Origin of the sequence: Wylensekiella montiformis, assembly GCF_009697385.1 — a bacterium.
Lineage (GTDB): Bacteria > Bacillota > Negativicutes > Selenomonadales > Selenomonadaceae > Selenomonas_A > Selenomonas_A montiformis.
In genome coordinates this window covers 1-17,170 of the sequence record NZ_VUNL01000015.1, presented here as the reverse complement: position 1 = coordinate 17,170, position 17,170 = coordinate 1, and the positions used below count along the sequence as shown (strand labels likewise).

Annotated in this window: 23 protein-coding genes and 1 pseudogene; 7 read left to right on the top strand and 17 right to left on the bottom strand. The window is 52.2% G+C overall.

Annotated features, from left to right (window positions below; translation table 11 throughout):
* Window positions 1-27: 27 nt before the first annotated feature.
* On the top strand, window positions 28-1,092 hold the full coding sequence (locus FYJ78_RS11430) for an HD-GYP domain-containing protein (RefSeq protein ID WP_235900041.1): 1,065 nt from the start codon (window positions 28-30) through the stop codon (window positions 1,090-1,092).
* Window positions 1,093-1,152: 60 nt separating this feature from the next.
* On the opposite strand, the gene FYJ78_RS11425 is transcribed toward FYJ78_RS11430, so the two are convergent.
* Genes FYJ78_RS11425 through FYJ78_RS11410 form a run of 4 tightly spaced genes read right to left on the bottom strand, consistent with a single transcriptional unit; the run spans window position 1,153 to window position 5,741 of the window.
* Entirely contained in the window at window positions 1,153-2,370 is a 1,218-nt protein-coding gene (locus tag FYJ78_RS11425; RefSeq protein WP_154621510.1) for an ABC transporter permease, read from the bottom strand.
* Window positions 2,360-3,082, bottom strand: a complete 723-nt coding sequence (locus FYJ78_RS11420) for an ABC transporter ATP-binding protein (RefSeq protein WP_154621509.1) — start codon at window positions 3,080-3,082, stop codon at window positions 2,360-2,362. The genes FYJ78_RS11425 and FYJ78_RS11420 overlap by 11 nt, the downstream gene beginning before the upstream one ends.
* 23 nt (window positions 3,083-3,105) lie before the next feature.
* Window positions 3,106-4,236 (bottom strand): efflux RND transporter periplasmic adaptor subunit, encoded by a 1,131-nt coding sequence (locus FYJ78_RS11415; protein WP_154621508.1) that lies wholly within the window; start codon window positions 4,234-4,236, stop codon window positions 3,106-3,108.
* A complete protein-coding gene (locus tag FYJ78_RS11410) occupies window positions 4,233-5,741 on the bottom strand; it encodes a TolC family protein (protein ID WP_154621507.1) in 1,509 nt (502 codons plus the stop codon). The genes FYJ78_RS11415 and FYJ78_RS11410 overlap by 4 nt, the downstream gene beginning before the upstream one ends.
* Before the next feature lie 172 nt (window positions 5,742-5,913).
* On the opposite strand from FYJ78_RS11410, the gene recQ reads away from it, so the two are divergent.
* Window positions 5,914-7,695: a DNA helicase RecQ gene (gene recQ / locus FYJ78_RS11405; RefSeq protein WP_154621506.1), complete on the top strand. Its 1,782-nt coding sequence runs from the start codon at window positions 5,914-5,916 to the stop codon at window positions 7,693-7,695.
* 70 nt (window positions 7,696-7,765) lie between these two features.
* On the opposite strand, the gene FYJ78_RS11400 is transcribed toward recQ, so the two are convergent.
* The 8 genes from FYJ78_RS11400 to FYJ78_RS11365 all read right to left on the bottom strand — a co-directional run bounded on the left by FYJ78_RS11400 (window position 7,766) and on the right by FYJ78_RS11365 (window position 13,620).
* A complete protein-coding gene (locus FYJ78_RS11400) occupies window positions 7,766-8,911 on the bottom strand; it encodes a S41 family peptidase (protein ID WP_154621505.1) in 1,146 nt (381 codons plus the stop codon).
* A 13-nt stretch (window positions 8,912-8,924) separates the two neighbouring features.
* Window positions 8,925-10,052 (bottom strand): murein hydrolase activator EnvC family protein, encoded by a 1,128-nt coding sequence (locus tag FYJ78_RS11395; protein ID WP_408014466.1) that lies wholly within the window; start codon window positions 10,050-10,052, stop codon window positions 8,925-8,927.
* Between the two features lie 14 nt (window positions 10,053-10,066).
* Window positions 10,067-10,954 carry a permease-like cell division protein FtsX gene (gene ftsX / locus FYJ78_RS11390; protein ID WP_154621504.1) on the bottom strand — a complete coding sequence of 296 codons (888 nt, stop codon included), beginning with the start codon at window positions 10,952-10,954 and terminating at the stop codon, window positions 10,067-10,069.
* Entirely contained in the window at window positions 10,944-11,630 is a 687-nt protein-coding gene (ftsE, locus tag FYJ78_RS11385; protein WP_154621503.1) for a cell division ATP-binding protein FtsE, read from the bottom strand. Before ftsE ends, ftsX begins: the two co-directional genes overlap by 11 nt.
* Before the next feature lie 209 nt (window positions 11,631-11,839).
* The gene (locus tag FYJ78_RS11380) at window positions 11,840-12,121 is read right to left on the bottom strand and encodes a hypothetical protein (RefSeq protein ID WP_154621502.1); all 282 of its coding nucleotides are present in this window, start codon (window positions 12,119-12,121) and stop codon (window positions 11,840-11,842) included.
* Between the two features lies 1 nt (window position 12,122).
* The gene (locus FYJ78_RS11375) at window positions 12,123-12,317 is read right to left on the bottom strand and encodes a hypothetical protein (RefSeq protein ID WP_154621501.1); all 195 of its coding nucleotides are present in this window, start codon (window positions 12,315-12,317) and stop codon (window positions 12,123-12,125) included.
* Window positions 12,318-12,398: 81 nt separating this feature from the next.
* Complete coding sequence (locus FYJ78_RS11370; protein ID WP_154621500.1) at window positions 12,399-12,992, bottom strand: N-acetylmuramoyl-L-alanine amidase; 594 nt, start codon at window positions 12,990-12,992, stop codon at window positions 12,399-12,401.
* A gap of 166 nt (window positions 12,993-13,158) precedes the next feature.
* Window positions 13,159-13,620, bottom strand: coding sequence for a phage holin family protein (locus FYJ78_RS11365; protein WP_235900040.1), 462 nt, complete (start codon window positions 13,618-13,620; stop codon window positions 13,159-13,161).
* Window positions 13,621-13,673: 53 nt separating this feature from the next.
* On the opposite strand from FYJ78_RS11365, the gene FYJ78_RS13050 reads away from it, so the two are divergent.
* Together FYJ78_RS13050 and FYJ78_RS13045 are read left to right on the top strand one after the other, a co-directional pair.
* On the top strand, window positions 13,674-14,393 hold the full coding sequence (locus FYJ78_RS13050; RefSeq protein WP_235900038.1) for a site-specific integrase: 720 nt from the start codon (window positions 13,674-13,676) through the stop codon (window positions 14,391-14,393).
* 20 nt (window positions 14,394-14,413) lie between these two features.
* Window positions 14,414-14,698 carry a tyrosine-type recombinase/integrase gene (locus tag FYJ78_RS13045; protein ID WP_235900036.1) on the top strand — a complete coding sequence of 95 codons (285 nt, stop codon included), beginning with the start codon at window positions 14,414-14,416 and terminating at the stop codon, window positions 14,696-14,698.
* 77 nt (window positions 14,699-14,775) lie between these two features.
* On the opposite strand, the gene FYJ78_RS11355 is transcribed toward FYJ78_RS13045, so the two are convergent.
* Window positions 14,776-14,988 carry a hypothetical protein gene (locus FYJ78_RS11355; RefSeq protein ID WP_154621499.1) on the bottom strand — a complete coding sequence of 71 codons (213 nt, stop codon included), beginning with the start codon at window positions 14,986-14,988 and terminating at the stop codon, window positions 14,776-14,778.
* 2 nt (window positions 14,989-14,990) lie between these two features.
* A complete protein-coding gene (locus FYJ78_RS11350; RefSeq protein ID WP_154621498.1) occupies window positions 14,991-15,458 on the bottom strand; it encodes a hypothetical protein in 468 nt (155 codons plus the stop codon).
* Between FYJ78_RS11350 and FYJ78_RS13210 the strand changes: the two genes are divergently transcribed.
* Window positions 15,427-15,600 carry a gp53-like domain-containing protein gene (locus FYJ78_RS13210; RefSeq protein ID WP_456242920.1) on the top strand — a complete coding sequence of 58 codons (174 nt, stop codon included), beginning with the start codon at window positions 15,427-15,429 and terminating at the stop codon, window positions 15,598-15,600. The genes FYJ78_RS11350 and FYJ78_RS13210 overlap by 32 nt on opposite strands.
* Here FYJ78_RS13210 and FYJ78_RS12770 read toward each other — a convergent pair whose 3' ends face one another.
* The 3 genes and pseudogenes from FYJ78_RS12770 to FYJ78_RS13200 form a co-directional block, all read right to left on the bottom strand.
* Entirely contained in the window at window positions 15,601-15,828 is a 228-nt protein-coding gene (locus FYJ78_RS12770) for a gp53-like domain-containing protein (RefSeq protein WP_195847958.1), read from the bottom strand.
* A 32-nt stretch (window positions 15,829-15,860) separates the two neighbouring features.
* Window positions 15,861-15,992: pseudogene (locus tag FYJ78_RS13205) on the bottom strand (gp53-like domain-containing protein); the annotation flags it as partial.
* A gap of 122 nt (window positions 15,993-16,114) precedes the next feature.
* A complete protein-coding gene (locus tag FYJ78_RS13200) occupies window positions 16,115-16,381 on the bottom strand; it encodes a gp53-like domain-containing protein (protein ID WP_456242919.1) in 267 nt (88 codons plus the stop codon).
* A 60-nt stretch (window positions 16,382-16,441) separates the two neighbouring features.
* Here FYJ78_RS13200 and FYJ78_RS13195 point away from each other — a divergent pair, with 60 nt between their 5' ends.
* Window positions 16,442-16,651, top strand: a complete 210-nt coding sequence (locus FYJ78_RS13195; protein ID WP_456242921.1) for a hypothetical protein — start codon at window positions 16,442-16,444, stop codon at window positions 16,649-16,651.
* Between the two features lie 163 nt (window positions 16,652-16,814).
* Entirely contained in the window at window positions 16,815-16,994 is a 180-nt protein-coding gene (locus FYJ78_RS13190; protein WP_456242918.1) for a gp53-like domain-containing protein, read from the top strand.
* Window positions 16,995-17,170 lie beyond the last annotated feature (176 nt).

Sequence of the window (17,170 nt, the reverse complement as noted above, 5' to 3'; positions counted from 1 at the left end):
GTTCCAAACCACAAGGAGGGGATTATTTTGCGAGCTGTTTCCGTGGACGATCTAAAACCAGGAATGATTCTCGCCCGCACCATTGTCAATCAGGACATGGTCGTGGTTTTATCAGAAGATACATTATTGACAAAAGCACATATCACGCGTCTTTCCTTTTTGAATATTCCGGTTGTCTATATCAAGGACGAATACGAGCTCAACCCAAACTATCAGACGGTTTCCGCCATATTCAACCGGAGCAATGCGTTTACGAAGGAATACGAGAGCGTCGTTCAGGAAGCGCGTTCGATCTTTGCGAAAACCAGCCGCGACGGGCATCTTCCGATTTCCCAGACCGAGTCGATCGTCCGCAGCTCGATCGCTCCAATGGCTCACAACAGCGGAGTCATCGATTACCTGTACGAGCTGAATCATTTGGCCACCGACATTTACAACCATTCCCTGCGTGTTTCCATCCTGTCCGGCGTCATCGCCAAATGGATGCACTGCGCTCAGGACAAAATGCGGGACATCATGCTGGCCGGATTTCTGCATGATATCGGCAAGATCAAATTCTCGCAGCGCCTGCTGGACAAAAACATCAACCATCTGCAGGGCGAAGACTACGAGGCTTATATCCAGCATACGGTCGACGGACATCACATCCTGAACGGGCAGGACGGCCTCTCCGAGGGAGTCTGCCTGACAGCCATGCAGCATCATGAGCGCATGGACGGCAGCGGATTTCCTTTCAACTGCAAGGGACCGGATATTCATGAATATGCCCGCATCGTCATGATTGCCGATATCTATGACAACATCACCACGGAACGGGAAGGCTATGTCAAGCAGACACCGTTTGCCGCCATTGCCCAGCTGACGGACAATATGTTCACGACGCTGGATCCAACCGTATGCGTACCGGTTCTCACTCATATCAAGGATGCGTTTCTCGGCTCCCGGGTCACCCTGAGCAACGGCGAAAAGGGCATCATTGCGGCTTATCCGAATGACTTTGCCGCACATCCCATCATCAACATCGCACCGGATGAGATCCTGAACCTCAACGAACATCCGGATCTGACCATCATCGAGTACAATCCGAAATAAACCGTAGTCCGAAAGCAACAAAAAAAGAGCCTGACGGCTCTTTTTTTGTTGCCGGGCCGCTCACTCATAGCGCAGGGCCTCGATCGGATCCAGCCGGGCCGCCTTGCGGGCGGGATAAATGCCAAAGAACAGACCAATGCCGACCGAGAATACGAAAGAGACAAGAATCGGCGTCATCGTGATCACTGTCGTAAAATGACCGGCCTTGGCGATGATCTGAGAAGCCAGACAGCCAGCCAGAATGCCGATCAGACCGCCGATGATGCCGATGACCATCGACTCGATGAGAAACTGAGTCATGATGTTCATGAACGTAGCGCCGAGCGCCTTGCGAATGCCGATCTCCCTTGTCCGCTCTGTTACAGATACCATCATGATATTCATAATGCCGATACCGCCGACCAGCAGGGAAATGCCGGCAATCGCGCCGAGAAGCAGCGTCAGCATGGAGGTCGACTGACTGACCGTCTCCATCAGACTGGTCAGATTGCGGACATGAAAATCATCCTCCTTGTCTCCGACGATATGATGACGCGTGCGGAGCAGCGTCTCGACTTCCGCCTGCACCTGATCCATCCGGTTCTGGTCACTGACCTGAATGTTGATGGACTGCACGTAGGTGATGCCCAGCATGCGCTCCTGCGCCGTCGTCAGCGGCACATAGATCATATCATCCTGATCCTGTCCCATAGAGGACTGGCCCTTGGAGGTCAGCAGCCCGATGACCTTGTACGGCTGATTGTTGATCCGAATATTCTTACCGACCGGATTCTCCTTGTCAAACAGGCTGGATGCCACCGTCGTGCCGATCACCGCAACGCGGCTCCTTTTATTCATATCGTTTGACGAAATGAACGAGCCATTGCTGACCGACAGGGAACGGATCTGAAGAAATTCCGGCGTCACTCCCTGTACCGTGGTATTCCAGTTATTATTGCCGTAAACCACCTGATACGAGGAAGACACCGCCGGCGATACATAATCGATATTCTTGATCTTTTCCTGAATGGCTTTTGCATCATCGTATTTGAGTGTCTGCATCGAGCCTGCGGCGCCGCGCACGCCGCCGCGGTTGGAGGAACCCGGCGAGACGATCAGCATATTGGAGCCGAGGCTGGCGATCGAGCTCGTCACATTGCTGCGCACACCCATGCCTACCGAAACCAGTGCTATGACGGCTCCGACGCCGATGATGATGCCGAGCATCGTGAGCAGGCTGCGCATTTTATTCGCATAAAGAGAGGTAAGGGCCATCTGGAAGCTTTCACTAAACAACATCCATAACCACGCCCTTTCCCTCGTCGCGGGTGATCTTTCCGTCTCTTACCAGCAGCTGCCGGCTGGCACAAGCCGCGATTTCCGGTTCATGTGTGACCAGAATAATCGTGCGCCCTTTTTCGTGCATGCTTTCAAAAATCTCCATGATTTCCTTCGTCGATTTCGTATCCAAATTTCCCGTAGGCTCATCCGCCATGATGATATGCGGATCATTGACCAAAGCTCTGGCTATGGCCACACGCTGCCGCTGTCCGCCCGACAGCTCATTGGGCTGATGATCGGCCCGGTCGCCCAGTCCGACGGCCTCAAGATAATGACGGGCCCGCTCCAGCCTCTCTCTGCGCCCCACGCCGGCATAAACCAGCGGCAAAGCGACGTTTTCCAGTGCGGAAATACGCGAAAGCAGATTGAAATTCTGAAAGACAAACCCTATCTTTTTATTGCGCGTGGCGGCCAGTTCATCATCACTGAGTCCGGATACCTCCTCGCCGTCCAGCTTATACGAGCCTTCCGACGGGCGATCCAGACAGCCGAGGATATTCATCAGCGTCGATTTGCCCGAGCCGGACGGCCCCATCAGCGCGGCAAACTCCCCCCGGTAGATATTGGTCGTAACGCCATTGAGCGCCGCCAGCGTCTCGCCGCCGATATGATAAAGCTTCCGAATCCCGGAAAGCTGTATGGTAGCATACCGTTTTTCGTTTTGTTCCATGACGGATCCCTGTCTTTCTGTCTTTACATCGGCGGACCGCCGGGCCCCCCGCTGTTCTTGGACTTCGAGGAGGAGGTTGATTTCGCCGTATACGTGTTGACGATCTGTTCTCCTTCCGACAGTCCGTCGAGAATCTCCACATATTCATCACTGTAAATGCCCGTCTCAACATGGCGGTTTTCCTGACTGCCGTCGGGGTTCTTTATCACAACATAGGAACCGTTCGCATCGGTCTTTAATGCGGAAATCGGAACCACCAGCGCGCCCGGCCGGTCGGCTGTATTGATCTCGACCCGGGCAGTCATCGCAGGCAGCAGCTCGTTGTCCGGATCATCGACATCCAGCGTCACATAATAATAAATAACGCTGGCCGAAGAACTGGACGAAGATGACGATGAAGAGTTGCTCGTATCCCAGCTGTTCCCGGTATCCGTCTGAGAAATTTTTGAGACACGGGCGGTAAACGTCCTGCCGGTATAACTGTCTACCGTAAAGGTCGCTGTCTGCCCCACCTTTACATTGCCGATATCCGTCTCATCCACCTTGGCCTGAATCTGTTTGCTGGAAAGATCCGCGATGCGCATGATGACCGTCGGATTGTCCGAGCCCTGAACCGCCATCGTTCCCGCTGTTTTCGGCTCGCCGACCACGACACCGGACATAGGGGCCGTGATGGTCATTTCATTCATGTCCGACTCCGCTTCAGACAGCGCCGATACCGCCGTATCATAGTTCAGCCGGGCGTCCTCCAGCTGTTCCTGTGTATCGGCGCCGATGCTGTACAGATAACTCACACGATCGTATTTTGCCCTCGTATTGGTGACCTTGTACTGCGCCTGATCCCGCTTGGCCTCATAATCCTTGCCGTCGAGCAATGCCACAGTCTGTCCGGCCGTCACCTCATCGTTTTCTTTGACCAATACGCTCTTGATGCGCGCCGTGATCTTCGAGCTGACCTCGACCGAATGAACCGGCCGGATCGTTCCGGTCGCCGAAACGGTCGATTTGAGATCCATCCGGACCACCTCTGTCGTTTCCACAGCGGCGGCCTCTTTTGCCCGCTGCTGGTTCTGGACATATCGCCAGCCGCCGAACGCACAGACGGCAATCAGCACTAAAGCGATGCCGGCCTTGATTTTCCCATTCCATTTCATTTGGTTTCTCCATTCCCCGCCAGTTCAGCGGCTACTTCTCCAGTGGTCGATGCGGAAGCGGTCTGGGCCGAACCGGCAGATACCATCCCTGCCGTTCCGGCCTGCGTCATCGATTCCCGGGCCGCGGCTTTCGTGTCTCCGGCCTCGCGGTTTACAGCAGAAGAGGCAAGGACGGACGAAGTGTCCATATCCGCCTGCTCCGCCGCCTGCTTTTCTTCCGGCGTCAGGCTGATGCCCATGGCATTTTCGACCGATGCCTTATACCGCGCATAATCGTATTGCGCGCTGATATAATTCAGACGGGCGGTAGACAACGCTTCCTGCGCGTCGATGATATCAAGCATCAGACCTTCGCCGGCCCGGTACTTTTCCCGGGCAATATAGTAATCCTCTTCCGCCTGATTGACCGCATCCTTTGTCGAGTTAAACCGCTTCTCCGCCTCACGCATATTGTAATAAGCCTGACGGACGGCAAGATCGACATCCTCCTTGTCCTTTAGCAGGTTCAGTCTGGCTATATCGTATTCGATCTGTGCCGCCTGGATCTCCGCCTTCGTCACGCCGCTGTCAAAAAGATTCCAGTTCAGAGAGACTCCCGCTGACGCGCCATGACCGGACGAAGAGGATGGATGAAAGGTATTGGACTGATCCAGTCCCAGATTGACCTTCAGCGAAGGAAGATTCCCCGCCTTCGCCGCCTTGACGGCCTGCTCCTGCTGTTCCAGCTTATACTGGTCCTGAAGCAGGTCCTTGCGGTGAAGCCAGGCATAATGAATACAGTCGTTCATATCGATGGCAAACGCATCGTAGGAAAAATCCGTTGTAAGGGACAGCGGTTCTGCCCGGTCCATATTGAGATAATTGCGCAAAGCGGCCAGATCCACTTCATAGCTGTTCTGCGATTTTATGAGATTCTGCTTCGCATTGCTGAGCTCGACCGATGAGCGAATGACATCGATGCGGGCCTTGGAGCCGGCCGAATACAGCTGGCTGACATTGGTGTAATGCTCCTGATATTTATCGACGGTTTCCTGACGTACCTCGACGGTCTTGCGGGCCTCCAGCGCATCATAATACGCCTTGATGACATTGAGCTTGAGATCCTCCCGGCTGCGCTCTGTAGCAAGGTCCGCGGCCTTGACCCCCAGTTCCGCCTTATGGATATTCGCCTGATTTTTCCCGCCCGAATAAAGCGGAAAAGACGCATTGAGCCCCACGCTGTTGGAATCCCGGCGTGAACTGCCTTTCTCCCTGCTCGAAGTCAGCGAATCCGAGGCGGAAACGGAAAGAGCGTTGCTTCCCCGCGCCTGATTCAGCGCTGCCTGCGCAGAATCCTCTCCTTTTTGGGTGATTTTCAGTCCGGTATTCTGCGACAAGGCCATGCGGATAGCCTCCTGCAGCGACAGGTCCGCAGCCATGCCGGACGGCATGGCCCAAAGCAGAGCAGCGGCAAGCAGCACTGCCTGACGGGTCTGGCTCTTTCGGGAAATGAAACGGAATGTCATGGAATCGCCCTCCTGTGACGAAGAAATGCTCGGATGGATATTGTTCTTATTTTTCTATCTTATCATATTTATCCGATTCCAGTAGAGTTTATTATTCGGTTTATGATAAAATAGAGTCATTGCAATGAAATAAAAAAAAGATGAAAGAATCGTTAAAAAGGAGTTCTTTTTCATGAATCATCCTTATTTCGAACAGGCGCTGGATCTCCTGCGCCGCTTTTACGGATACCCGGCCTTCCGCCCGTCTCAGGAGCCCGTCATCCGCAGCCTGCTGAACGGCGAGGATACCATCGCCATTATGCCGACCGGCGCCGGAAAATCCATCTGCTTTCAGATCCCGGCCATGATTTTTCCCGGCATTACGCTCGTCATCTCCCCTTTGATCTCTCTCATGAAAGATCAGGTTGATGCACTGACCGGACAGGGAATACCGGCCTCCTATATCAATAGCACGCTCTCAGCCGCTGAATCCGAAGCCCGGCTCAAGGATATCGCCGCCGGCCGGTACAAGCTGGTCTACGTCGCACCGGAACGCCTCGATACGGATTATTTTCAATACATCATCGAACACCAGCCCATTTCGATGGTCGCCGTCGACGAAGCGCATTGTCTCTCCCAATGGGGTCATGATTTCCGACCGAGCTATCGCCAGATCGCCCCCTTCATCGCTGGACTGCCGCGCCGCCCTCTCGTCAGCGCATTCACGGCCACAGCTACCCCCGAGGTTCGGGCGGACATCATCCGCCTGCTCGCTCTGCAAAAGCCGCAGGTACACATGACCGGTTTTGACCGGCCCAATCTCTATTTTGAGGTGCGCCGCGGCGAAGACAAGAAAAAATTTATCACGGACTATGTGCGTGCGCATCCGGACGAATCCGGCATCATCTACGCCGCAACGCGCAAGGAAGTCGACCGTCTCTTCGAGCTCCTGCAGAAGAAAAAACTCTCTGCCGGCCGCTATCACGCGGGCCTCACCGAGCAGCAGCGCACCAGAGCGCAGGAAGATTTTCTCTATGACAACATTCAGGTCATGATCGCGACCAATGCCTTCGGCATGGGCATCGATAAGAGCAACGTCCGCTACGTCATTCACTACAACATGCCGCAGAACATCGAATCCTATTATCAGGAAGCGGGCCGCGCAGGGCGCGACGGCGAGCCGGGCGCCTGTATCCTGCTCTACTCCCCGCAGGACACGATGACGCAAAAATACCTGATCGACGTCTCGACGGAAAACGAAACACGCAAGGCCCACAATCTCGGCAGGCTTCAGAAAATGGTCGATTACTGTCATACACCGGAATGCCTGCGCCATTTCATGATTTGCTACTTCGGCGATTCCTCCGCACCGGATACCTGCGGCAACTGCTCCAACTGCCGGGCAGGGCTGGAACGAACGGACGTCACCATCGATGCACAAAAGGTGTTTTCCTGCGTCTACCGCATGCACGAACGCTTCGGCCTGTCGCTCGTCGCACAGGTACTCAAGGGTTCCGCGGACAAGCGCGTCCGTCAGTTTCACTTCGATGCGCTGTCCACCTACGGGCTTTTTCGGGACCGCACCCTGTCCGAGATCAAGCTGCTCATCCAGCGCTTTGTCGCCACCGATTACCTTGCCCTGACGGAAAGCAAATATCCCGTTCTTACCTTAAAACCCGCCGCCTATGCCGTGCTGCGGGGACAGGAAAAAGTCTTTCAGGCCCTCCCGAAACCCGAACCGGAAAAAGAGCCGGCAGCGCCGGAACTGTTCGACCATCTGCGCGCCCTGCGCAAGGAAATCGCCGCCCGCGAACAAATCCCGCCCTACCTCGTCTTTTCCGACGCCACCCTGCGCGATATGTGCCGCGTCCAGCCGGAAACGGCGGATCAGCTGCTGGATGTCAAGGGAATCGGCGAACTCAAGCAAAAGAAATACGGCGACGCTTTTCTGCAGTGCATACGCAAATACCGCTGAACAGAAAAAAGTCTCATCCGGACGCCCGAAAGGCGCGGATGAGACTTTTTTCTGTAGTATGGATAACCGATCAGGGCAGCTTCTGCCGCAATACCTCCTCCGCCTTTTGCAGCTGGACATCGCTTGTATCGCCATCCTGAAAAGCGATCTCCACGTCCGGCTCGATGCCGATACCGTCGATGCAGCGCCCGTTCGGCGTATAATATTTGGCAATCGTCAGCTTCAGTCCGTCATCATGGAATAACGGCACGACGACCTGAACCGACCCCTTGCCGTACGACTTGGTTCCAACCAGAGTGGCCGCTCCGGTGTCCTGCAGCGCGCCGGCTAAGATCTCCGAAGCGCTCGCGCTGTTGCCGTCGATGAGCACAACGATCGGCAGCTTCGGCTCTTCCAGCGTGGAATCATGCTCCTCGCGCGAACCATCCCGCTGAACCACCGAAACAATCGGCCCTTTCGGTACGATCTGATCCGCTACTTCTACGCAGCTCGTGATCAGACCGCCGGGATTTTCGCGCAGGTCAAGGATCAGCCCCTGCATCCCTGCCTGTTCCAGCTTCTCGTATTCCTCCCGGAACTCCGCCCCCGTATGCTCGCCAAAGGACGCGATTCGGATATACCCCATATCCGTTCCGTCCAGCATCTTTCCTTTAACGGAACGGATCGTAATCGTATCGCGCCGGATCGTATACTCCTGATCCGCGCTTCCCTCGCGATGAATCATCAGACGAACCTCCGTACCGACTTCGCCGCGGATATGCATAGCCACTTCTTCCGGCTGAAAATCCGTCACCGGCCTCCCGTCGACCGCCACGATCTCATCATTGGTCCGAAGGCCGGCCGCTTCGCCCGGCGTCCCTTCCAGCACAGATACAATGGTCACTTTATTATCCTTAAAGCCCATCGTCACGCCGATGCCGCCGAACTCTCCGGCCGTATGCTCCTTAAGCGCCTTGTACATATCCGCTTTCATATAGATCGAATGCGGATCCCCCAGTGACTTCACCATGCCGTCAATCGCCCCGTCCATAAGATCCGACGGATCCACTTCATTGACATATCGTGTCTCGATCAGGCGCTTGACGCCAAGGAACCGCGCCAGATCCACGGCCCGCGGACCGTTCAGCCCCAAAAGCACCGCCAGTCCGGCCAGTGTCAGCAGGCTGGAAATCAGCGCGGTGACCACGATGCCGAAAGCAATCTTCTTTTTGCTCATCCTCTTCTTCCCCTCATCCTAAATACCCATACGGGCTGACCGGCTCCCCGTTGGCCCGCACCTCGAAATGACAATGCGGGCCGGTCGAATTGCCGGTGGAACCGCAGTAAGCGATCGTCTGCCCCTGACTGACCTGCTGTCCCTCCGACACGGCCAGCGACTGATTGTGTCCGTAAAGCGTCGTGATTCCACCGCCATGATTGATGATGACCGCATTGCCATAGCCGGAGATCCAACCCGCATACTCCACCGTACCGCTCTGCGCCGCCGCGATCGGCACCCCGTAATCGGCGCCGATATCAATGCCGCTGTGAAATTTCTGTGTGCCGGAAATCGGATGCGTGCGCCAGCCGAAATCCGAAGTAACCGTGCCGCCGACCGGCCAGATCATCGATCCATCGCCGGACACGGCCGGCATATTCGCCATGCTGCTGCGCTGCAGCATCAGCGCGACCTGTCGGGACGCCGCCATCAGTTCATCGTATTCCCGGTCGATCGTCGCTTTGTCCTGCCGCATTTTCTGCAGCAGCAGATTGCGCTGGCGCACCTTGTCTTCCATTGTCGCCCGGGCCTGACGCGCCTTCTGCTCCTGCTCCTGCCGGACATCCATATCGCGCTCCAGACTCTGCCGGGCGCTCTCGATTTCCTTCTTTTCATTCAGCACATCGTGAACCAGCACATAATCCTGCCGGATGATCTTCTTGAGCAGATCCATGCGCGTCATAAAATCCGAAAAATCATGCGCGCCAAACAGGACATCCAAATAAGAAATCTGCCCATTGATATAAATATCGCGAACCCGCCGTCCCAGCTGTTCGCTCTTTTTGTCATAATCCGCGCTGACTTCCTTGAGCCGGGCCGTATTCTCCTCCATGCGCTGCACCGTTTCCTCCAGCGCCGCCTTGCATTTATTATGGTCCGCCACAGCCGTCTCCGCTTCCTCATCGAGGATTCGTTTCTCCTCCGACAGCGATTCGATTTTCTGCCGTATGGCCGTACTCTGTTTCAGTTTTTCCTCCGCCCTCGCGTCGTATCCGGCGCGGTCTTCTTCCAGCGAAGCCCGTGCCGTCGGCAGGAACGATGCGGCCGTCACTCCGGATGCCATCACCAGAGCAGCGGCCCGTACCCATTTCTTCTTCATGGAAAGACTTCCCTTCATACCTTCAGGAACCGCTTCAGCGAAATCGTCGAACCGATCGCGCCGATCACCATCCCGGAAAGGAGAATCACCGCCGTCACATAATTCATGAACGGATACTGCGGAAGCAGCGGGAAAAAGGCCAATGTACTGTAAATCTTGGCCGCCATAGCCGCATAAAAGCTGCGCAGCGCAACAGCCGCCAGCAGTCCGCCGATAAATCCGAGCACCATCCCTTCCATCAGAAACGGCCAGCGGATAAACCAGTCCGTCGCGCCGACGTATTTCATGATGGCGATCTCCTTCCGACGGGCAAACACAGTAAGCCGTATGGTGTTGGATATGATAAACAGCGTCGCGCCTGCCAGCAGGAGCATGAGCACCAGTCCGAAAATACGGATCAAGCGCGTGATGTCAAAGAGATGGCGCACGACATCCTGCCCGTATTTCGCCGACTCCACCCCGTCCATGCGGGCTATGGCGTCCGCCGCCGTCCCTACCATATCGGGATGAACAACCGTGACCTCAAAGGAATCCGGCAGCGGATTCTTATCGCCAAGGGCGTCGAGCAAGTACTTTTGATCGCCAAGCCGCTCGGACAGGCGCTGCTTTGCCTCCTCCCGGCTGACAAACTTCACCGTCTCGATCCCCTGCATATTCACAATATCCTGCTGCAGATCCCTTCGAGCCTCCGCCTTGATGCCGCCTTCCAGATAAACGCTGATCTGCACCTCCGACTCCAGCATCGAGGCCAGCCGATTCATATTCATGACCAGCAGAAGAAACACGCCAAGCACAAACAGAGAAACCGTGACCGTTCCTACTGAAGCGAAGGACATCCAGTTGTTGCGGCGCAGCGACCGGAAAACTTCCTGAATGAAATATTCTCCTGTCCTAAGCTTCATAGCCATAACCTCCCCGTGCCTGATCGCGGACAATGCGCCCATCCTCGATGGCGATCACCCGGCGCTTCATCGTATCGACGATGTTCCGGTCATGCGTCGCCATGACAATCGTCGTTCCGGCTTTATTGATGCGCTGGAAAATATCCATGATATCCCAGCTCGTATCCGGATCCAGATTTCCTGTCGGCTCATCCGCAATCACGATGGCCGGATTGTTGACAATCGCGCGGGCAATGGCCACACGCTGCTGCTCCCCGCCCGAAAGCTGCGAAGGAAAGCTGTCGTATTTGTCTCGCAGCCCCACGACATCCAGCACCGAAAAGACGCTGCGCTGCATGATGCGGCGCGGCGCTTCAATGACCTGCATCGCAAAGGCCACATTTTCAAATACCGTCTTGTCCGGCAGCAGGCGGTAATCCTGAAAAATCACACCGAGGCCGCGGCGAAGATACGGTATCTCCGCCCGCTCCATATGGACCACGTCCCGGCCATTGACGATAAGACTTCCGCCTGAGGGCAGCTCCTCACGCAGCAGCAGCTTGATAAAGGTCGACTTGCCCGCGCCGCTGGCGCCCACAATGAATACGAACTCCCCCTTGCCGATATCCACCTGAACATGGTCCAGCGCAACCGTCCCATTCTCATAAACCTTCGAAACATCACGCATGTGTATCATAGGATCCTCATCCTCCGCCCTGACATACAAAACTATCTTTTATTGTATCATATCCGGCCGGAAAAGGGCAAAAAAATAGGCATCCGATGCCGGCGCGTCCGCGTAATGGAATGCTAGGGATATACTATGTTTTTCGATGTATTAATGTAAAATAAGGCCCCGACGCTCGTAAGAGTATCGGGGCTTTATGTATTCCTATCTAATTACCGTTACAACTTCTCGGCGGCCGCTTTTTCAAGCACTAATTTTAGCACATACATTCCAATGTTAAGCGTTACCGGAATAACTGCCGCGTCGCGAATCTTACACCAACCGGTTTCGGTTGCAGCATCTTTTTTGCATTCCTCATTGATGCTGTCAACAGCCTTCTGGGCAAAATCCGTGCCTTCAGCCCCAAGCCACGTCACAAAATCGGCTTTCATGTTCTTGCTAACAGCATCCACCTTTAATGCGTCCTCGATAGAATCGCGAATCTGTACCCATTTACTCATGTTAATTTCTCCCTTCTGTTACTGGCCAAATTTTTTCCCCAACGATGATAGACGTAAAACTTTTGTCCGCATCGCGCATAGTCAAAACACCCATCGTGTCATATGTCCCAAATGTGACATTTTTAGGCATGTCAATCACGATATCACTATCATCTGGGTGTGATTGTAATACTTCTCTCAACTCTTTTACTTTCATATACTCAACCTCTTACTTTAACCTGCTCATAATCAATCGTTCGAGAATCGTTCGAGAATCGTTCGAACGATTGAAAAATAGTTACTTCGCCCACTCGTTACGGTACCAGTTCGCCTTACCGCGAAGTACATTACCGCCCGTGCGCGGGTCATCGTAGTCTTTGATGTAGTACGGGCTTTCATCCGTGCCCAAATACTGCAGGTCCCACCGCTCAACCGTGGTAAGCGGTCCATACTCTTCGTGCGGGTAAATACCGTCGATATTGTCCGCGGCTTCCCCATGGGTCAGAACATGGTCGCGGTCGATGGTCAGCCAGAGCCCGTCTGCCACGGCAACAATGGCCTGTGCCATGGCCTCAATCTGTCTTGCCGTGGGCGGCTCGGACCCCAGGTCAGCGCTGGTTGCTCCGACGCAGCAGGCAAGGGTAATCCCCACGGCCCCGCTATTGCGCCGGTAGGTGTGGGCCAGCACATCATCAAGCGGGGCGTCCACATAGATGATCCCGTCCTTATCAATGGCTACGTGGTAGTCGTTGAGGTAATACTGGCCATAGTGGCCCGCCGTCCAGTGCAAGTAAATTTTCGGCTCCCGGTTGTAGGCTTTCGCCTGTTCCCAAATACTTTCACGGGCGTCGGCGGCCAACTGCCGCAATTCGTCGATGTCAACTGCTCTCATTTCCTGTGTACTCCTTTCTTGTTCGGTCGGAAACTGCAGGGGAATGGGCGCATATCAAAAAGGCTGTGCTCCATCTCATCCAGTGCCCCAACATAAAATCCTTGCCGCCGTGCTATATATGCAAAGGCAGCAAATGCTTCATATAATTCTTGCCAAGCTAATGCATTCATCGTTCCTCCGATTTCTCCCGCGCTTTCTTTTGCTGGGTCAGTTGTTCAAGAGACTCGACAATCTTGGTCGGTATCGGCACACCTGCCTTGGCAGCGTTCTCCGTAATACTGAGCCCCTCATTTGCAATGTAGAAATAGACGACCATGGCATATACCTCGTTGGCATTTAGGAACATGCCGATACCATGCGCCACTGCCACAATCACAAGAATAAACACCTTGCGGGCTATGCCCTTATATCCCCGCCTGCTGTCCAGAGCAAGGTTCGGATTGATATAGGCCGCCAGCATCCCGCTGATGTAGTCAAGTACGATCAGCATGAGCAAGGTCTCAAGTGCGCTGTTCCATGCGCCAAACATAAAGGTAAACAGCCCGCCCGCCATCCCTACGGCTGCCCCCCATACTGCTTCCATGCGAACTGGTATCATCGATTTAAGCACCTCGTAAACTGTATTCATATTCTGCAATTTTTCCTCCTTTGGTATCCTCTAATAAGAGGAGATGATTATTTATGAAATTACCGAATGGTTTCGGCACGGTTTATAAACTGCAAGGGAATCGGCGGAGGCCGTATGTTGCAAAGAAAACAATCCAAGGGAAACAGAAAGCCCTGGGGTATTTTGAAACATTCGAAGATGCTATGGCCTACCTCGTGGAATACAACCGCGACCCCGCCCTGCTGTCTCCCAGCAAAACAACCTTTGCCGAAGTGTATGCGCTGTGGAAGGCAAAACACTTCCCGGAGCTCCGTTCCGAGTCCGCCCGTATCGGGTATCGTAATAGCTATCGCCATTGCCAGCGCCTCCATTCCATGAAATTTGTTGATATCCGTCTACCACATCTCGATGCCGTTATTGATGATGTCCGAACGGCTGGATGCGGATATTCGACGCAGAAGAAGGTTCGATGCCTTCTTGAGCAGTTATATAAGTATGGTGCAAAATATGACCTCATTACGAGAGATTATGCCCGTTACCTCGACATTGATAAACCGAAGAAAGTTTATGTCAAAAAGCCGTTCACAATCCGCCAGCGAAATAAATTGTGGCGTGGTATCGATGAAATGCCTCGTGAGATACGAATCGTCCTCATGCTGATGTATTCCGGATGCAGAATTGGCGAATTTCGTCACGTTCGTAAATCTGATGTAAAGCTTAGAAGAAGGCTGTTCGTTGTGCGCCATTCTAAGACAGTCGCAGGCGAAAACAGATTCCTATACCTAAGAAGCTAGTTCCTTGGTATGAGGCTCTCATGGAGTCTGATGGCATTTATCTGTTTTCTCAATCCGATGGTGGTCGTTTTTCCTATGATTCTTTTCGGAGAATGATATTTGACCCCGTTATGCGGCATTTCCACATGCAGCATACTCCACATGAGACTCGTCATACCTTGGCATCAATGCTTGACTCTGCCGATATCAACCGAACAGTAATAAAATTAATTCTTGGCCATTCGCTCGAAGGCGTTACCGAACGAGTTTATACGCATAAAACAACTCGGGAATTACTTCGAGCTATTGACCGCATTTGTCCTTAACATGTTCTTAACGTAGGGAATACAAAAGCCGCTCATCGTAACGATGTAGCGGCTTCTTTTGGTAATTTACTTGTCATTTAGATTATGCCATTAGATACGTTGCTTGAACCTGCATCCTGACTGGGCTCATGCGCATTTTCTACAGCATTAGCTGCAGCTTCTTCCTCTTGTTTTTTATCAATGGCTTCAAGAATTTTGGTGCGCTCATAGTCTGCACATTTCTTATGCTGACAACGGCCCTTTTCATCGAGTCGATATCCGCAAAACGGGCAACGTGGTCTTCTAATCATAGTTATTCTGCTCCTTTCAACGCATTCTGATATTCAATCATTAAATCTGCGTATTCCTTTTTTAAATCGACTACCAACTCATCGTCGCCCGATAATGTCGCTGTCGCCAGCGATTCCTTCAGTGCGTCGATTTGAGATTCATAACTGGCTTTAATCTCAGACATTTTCTCTCCGACTGTTGGTACATATGCCGGTGCATCGACAGGTTTGCCTGTTTTAGCGTCGCGTACATATCCGGTACCGTAATTACCCATACCGTAATTACCAATATAATAATTCCAATCCTCTTCACTGATTTCAATGAATCCCTCAGATTTCATAGATTCAATTGTTTCAGCCGTCATTAAGACGTCAAGTGGATAAGATGAAATTCTCTTTCCTTCCGCATCAAATTTAGATAAATATTTCATTTTTTCTCCTTTCATTTTACAGTGGGGAATGGCAACCACACCTAGTGGAACCTGGCCCATTTCTTTTCCAAACGAATGCTGGCAAGTAGTATGTAATACACAATACGAGGCAGGCTCATTCGCTAAATACAATATCAGAGATTTAACGAAATCAGGATACTCTTGCGGAATAGCACAGGGGTATTTCGTTGTAGGTTACTGATTAATTGCCATACGCTTTCCAAAAAAATCTCAGATTTGTTGTTGATGCGCCAGCATATAACCCCGTTTTGTCAAAATACTTAACACCAGAACCGCCATCTACGGCATTTGAAGAAGGTGAGAAATTTTCAGCTTTGTTAGTCGGCGAAATCGTAATATTAAAGCATTCATTCGGAAACGAAATAGGAAACGATACTTTTGTCGATTGCCCACTAAATGTATCAGCCATTCCACGCTGTATACGGAGCATTCAATTTGGTCGCTCCATGTTCCACCTACAGTTACCTGAACGCTAAGGGGCGTATCTGAGAAAGCTATCGGGAAACTAACAGGGGAATTAACCCATGATGAGCCACCAATGACGAGTTTTCCCCACTGTACAGTGGAGCTAATGTTGACATGAATGGTGTTAAATACTGCGATAGGACAGGATTCTACGGCGGACCTGCAGCTGTGAGCACTGGCATATATAGTGTGCAGTCATTTTATGTCGCTATTGGGCATTAATAGCCATTTTATTTGCCCAATGCAAATGCTGTAAATCCCCAACCAGCATTACCACCATAAGTGCCTGCATAAAACCCAGTTTTTGAATAACTAGCTATCGTGATTGGTGTTTGAGATGCCATACTCGCTGTACCAGCATCGGGGACCATATTTGCTATCACTCCGTAGCATGCGCTTTGGAAAGCAATTGGGAAGTTATATGATTTCCAATTATTTGTGTTTAATGAGTATTTTCCCCACTGTACAGCGTAGACAAAACAACATTGCAAATCCACTATCGTTCAGATGCTAATCACTATGCTTTTTGGAGGGCCATTGGAATTTGACAGTGGGGAATTGTTACATCAGCATCACAAAATGGGACCCCTTTTTCATTCCCGATTGCATTTTCTGAAAGAGTAGCTGGAATTTTCGGCTCATGCAAAAGTGCAACATTTTCGTCAGTCCCAGTTTCATTTGATGATTCGAAGACAACATTAACAGGAACAGCCGGTGGTTTTCGTGGAGGCTCGGGAACATTTTATTTTTATGCCTATGGTTACTGATCCTAAAATTATTTACCAACTACCATATACGTGAATGACGTCCCTCCAGGGCCACCTGAGGAAGCCAATCGCGTCAGCGGATTATTAGGATCTACTGTTAGCGCAGTTACATTGTTATTCATCCACTTTGGCGCATATGCAATAGAGTATATTTCACTGCTGGATGCTATTGGGAGAGTTACATAATTCTGTGTATAGCCTGTTCCCCACTGTACAGTGGGGGACTTATGCAATAACAACGGCTCAATGGAAAGAGTATAGTTTCCCAATAGCGTTCTCTAATACTTGTTATGGGGTGGTGACAACACCTTTTCCTAATGCTGGAACTGGAGTTAGAATATAAATAGTACAAGTCAAAATGAGAAATCCTAAATAAGTTTATGACATGGTACAATATATGTACCTATCTTGAGGAGGATTTCAGAATGGCTAAACAACATGACAAACAGTTTAAACTTGACGCAATTCAATATTACGAAGATCATAAGGAGCTTGGCTTGCGTGGCTGCGCCAATAACC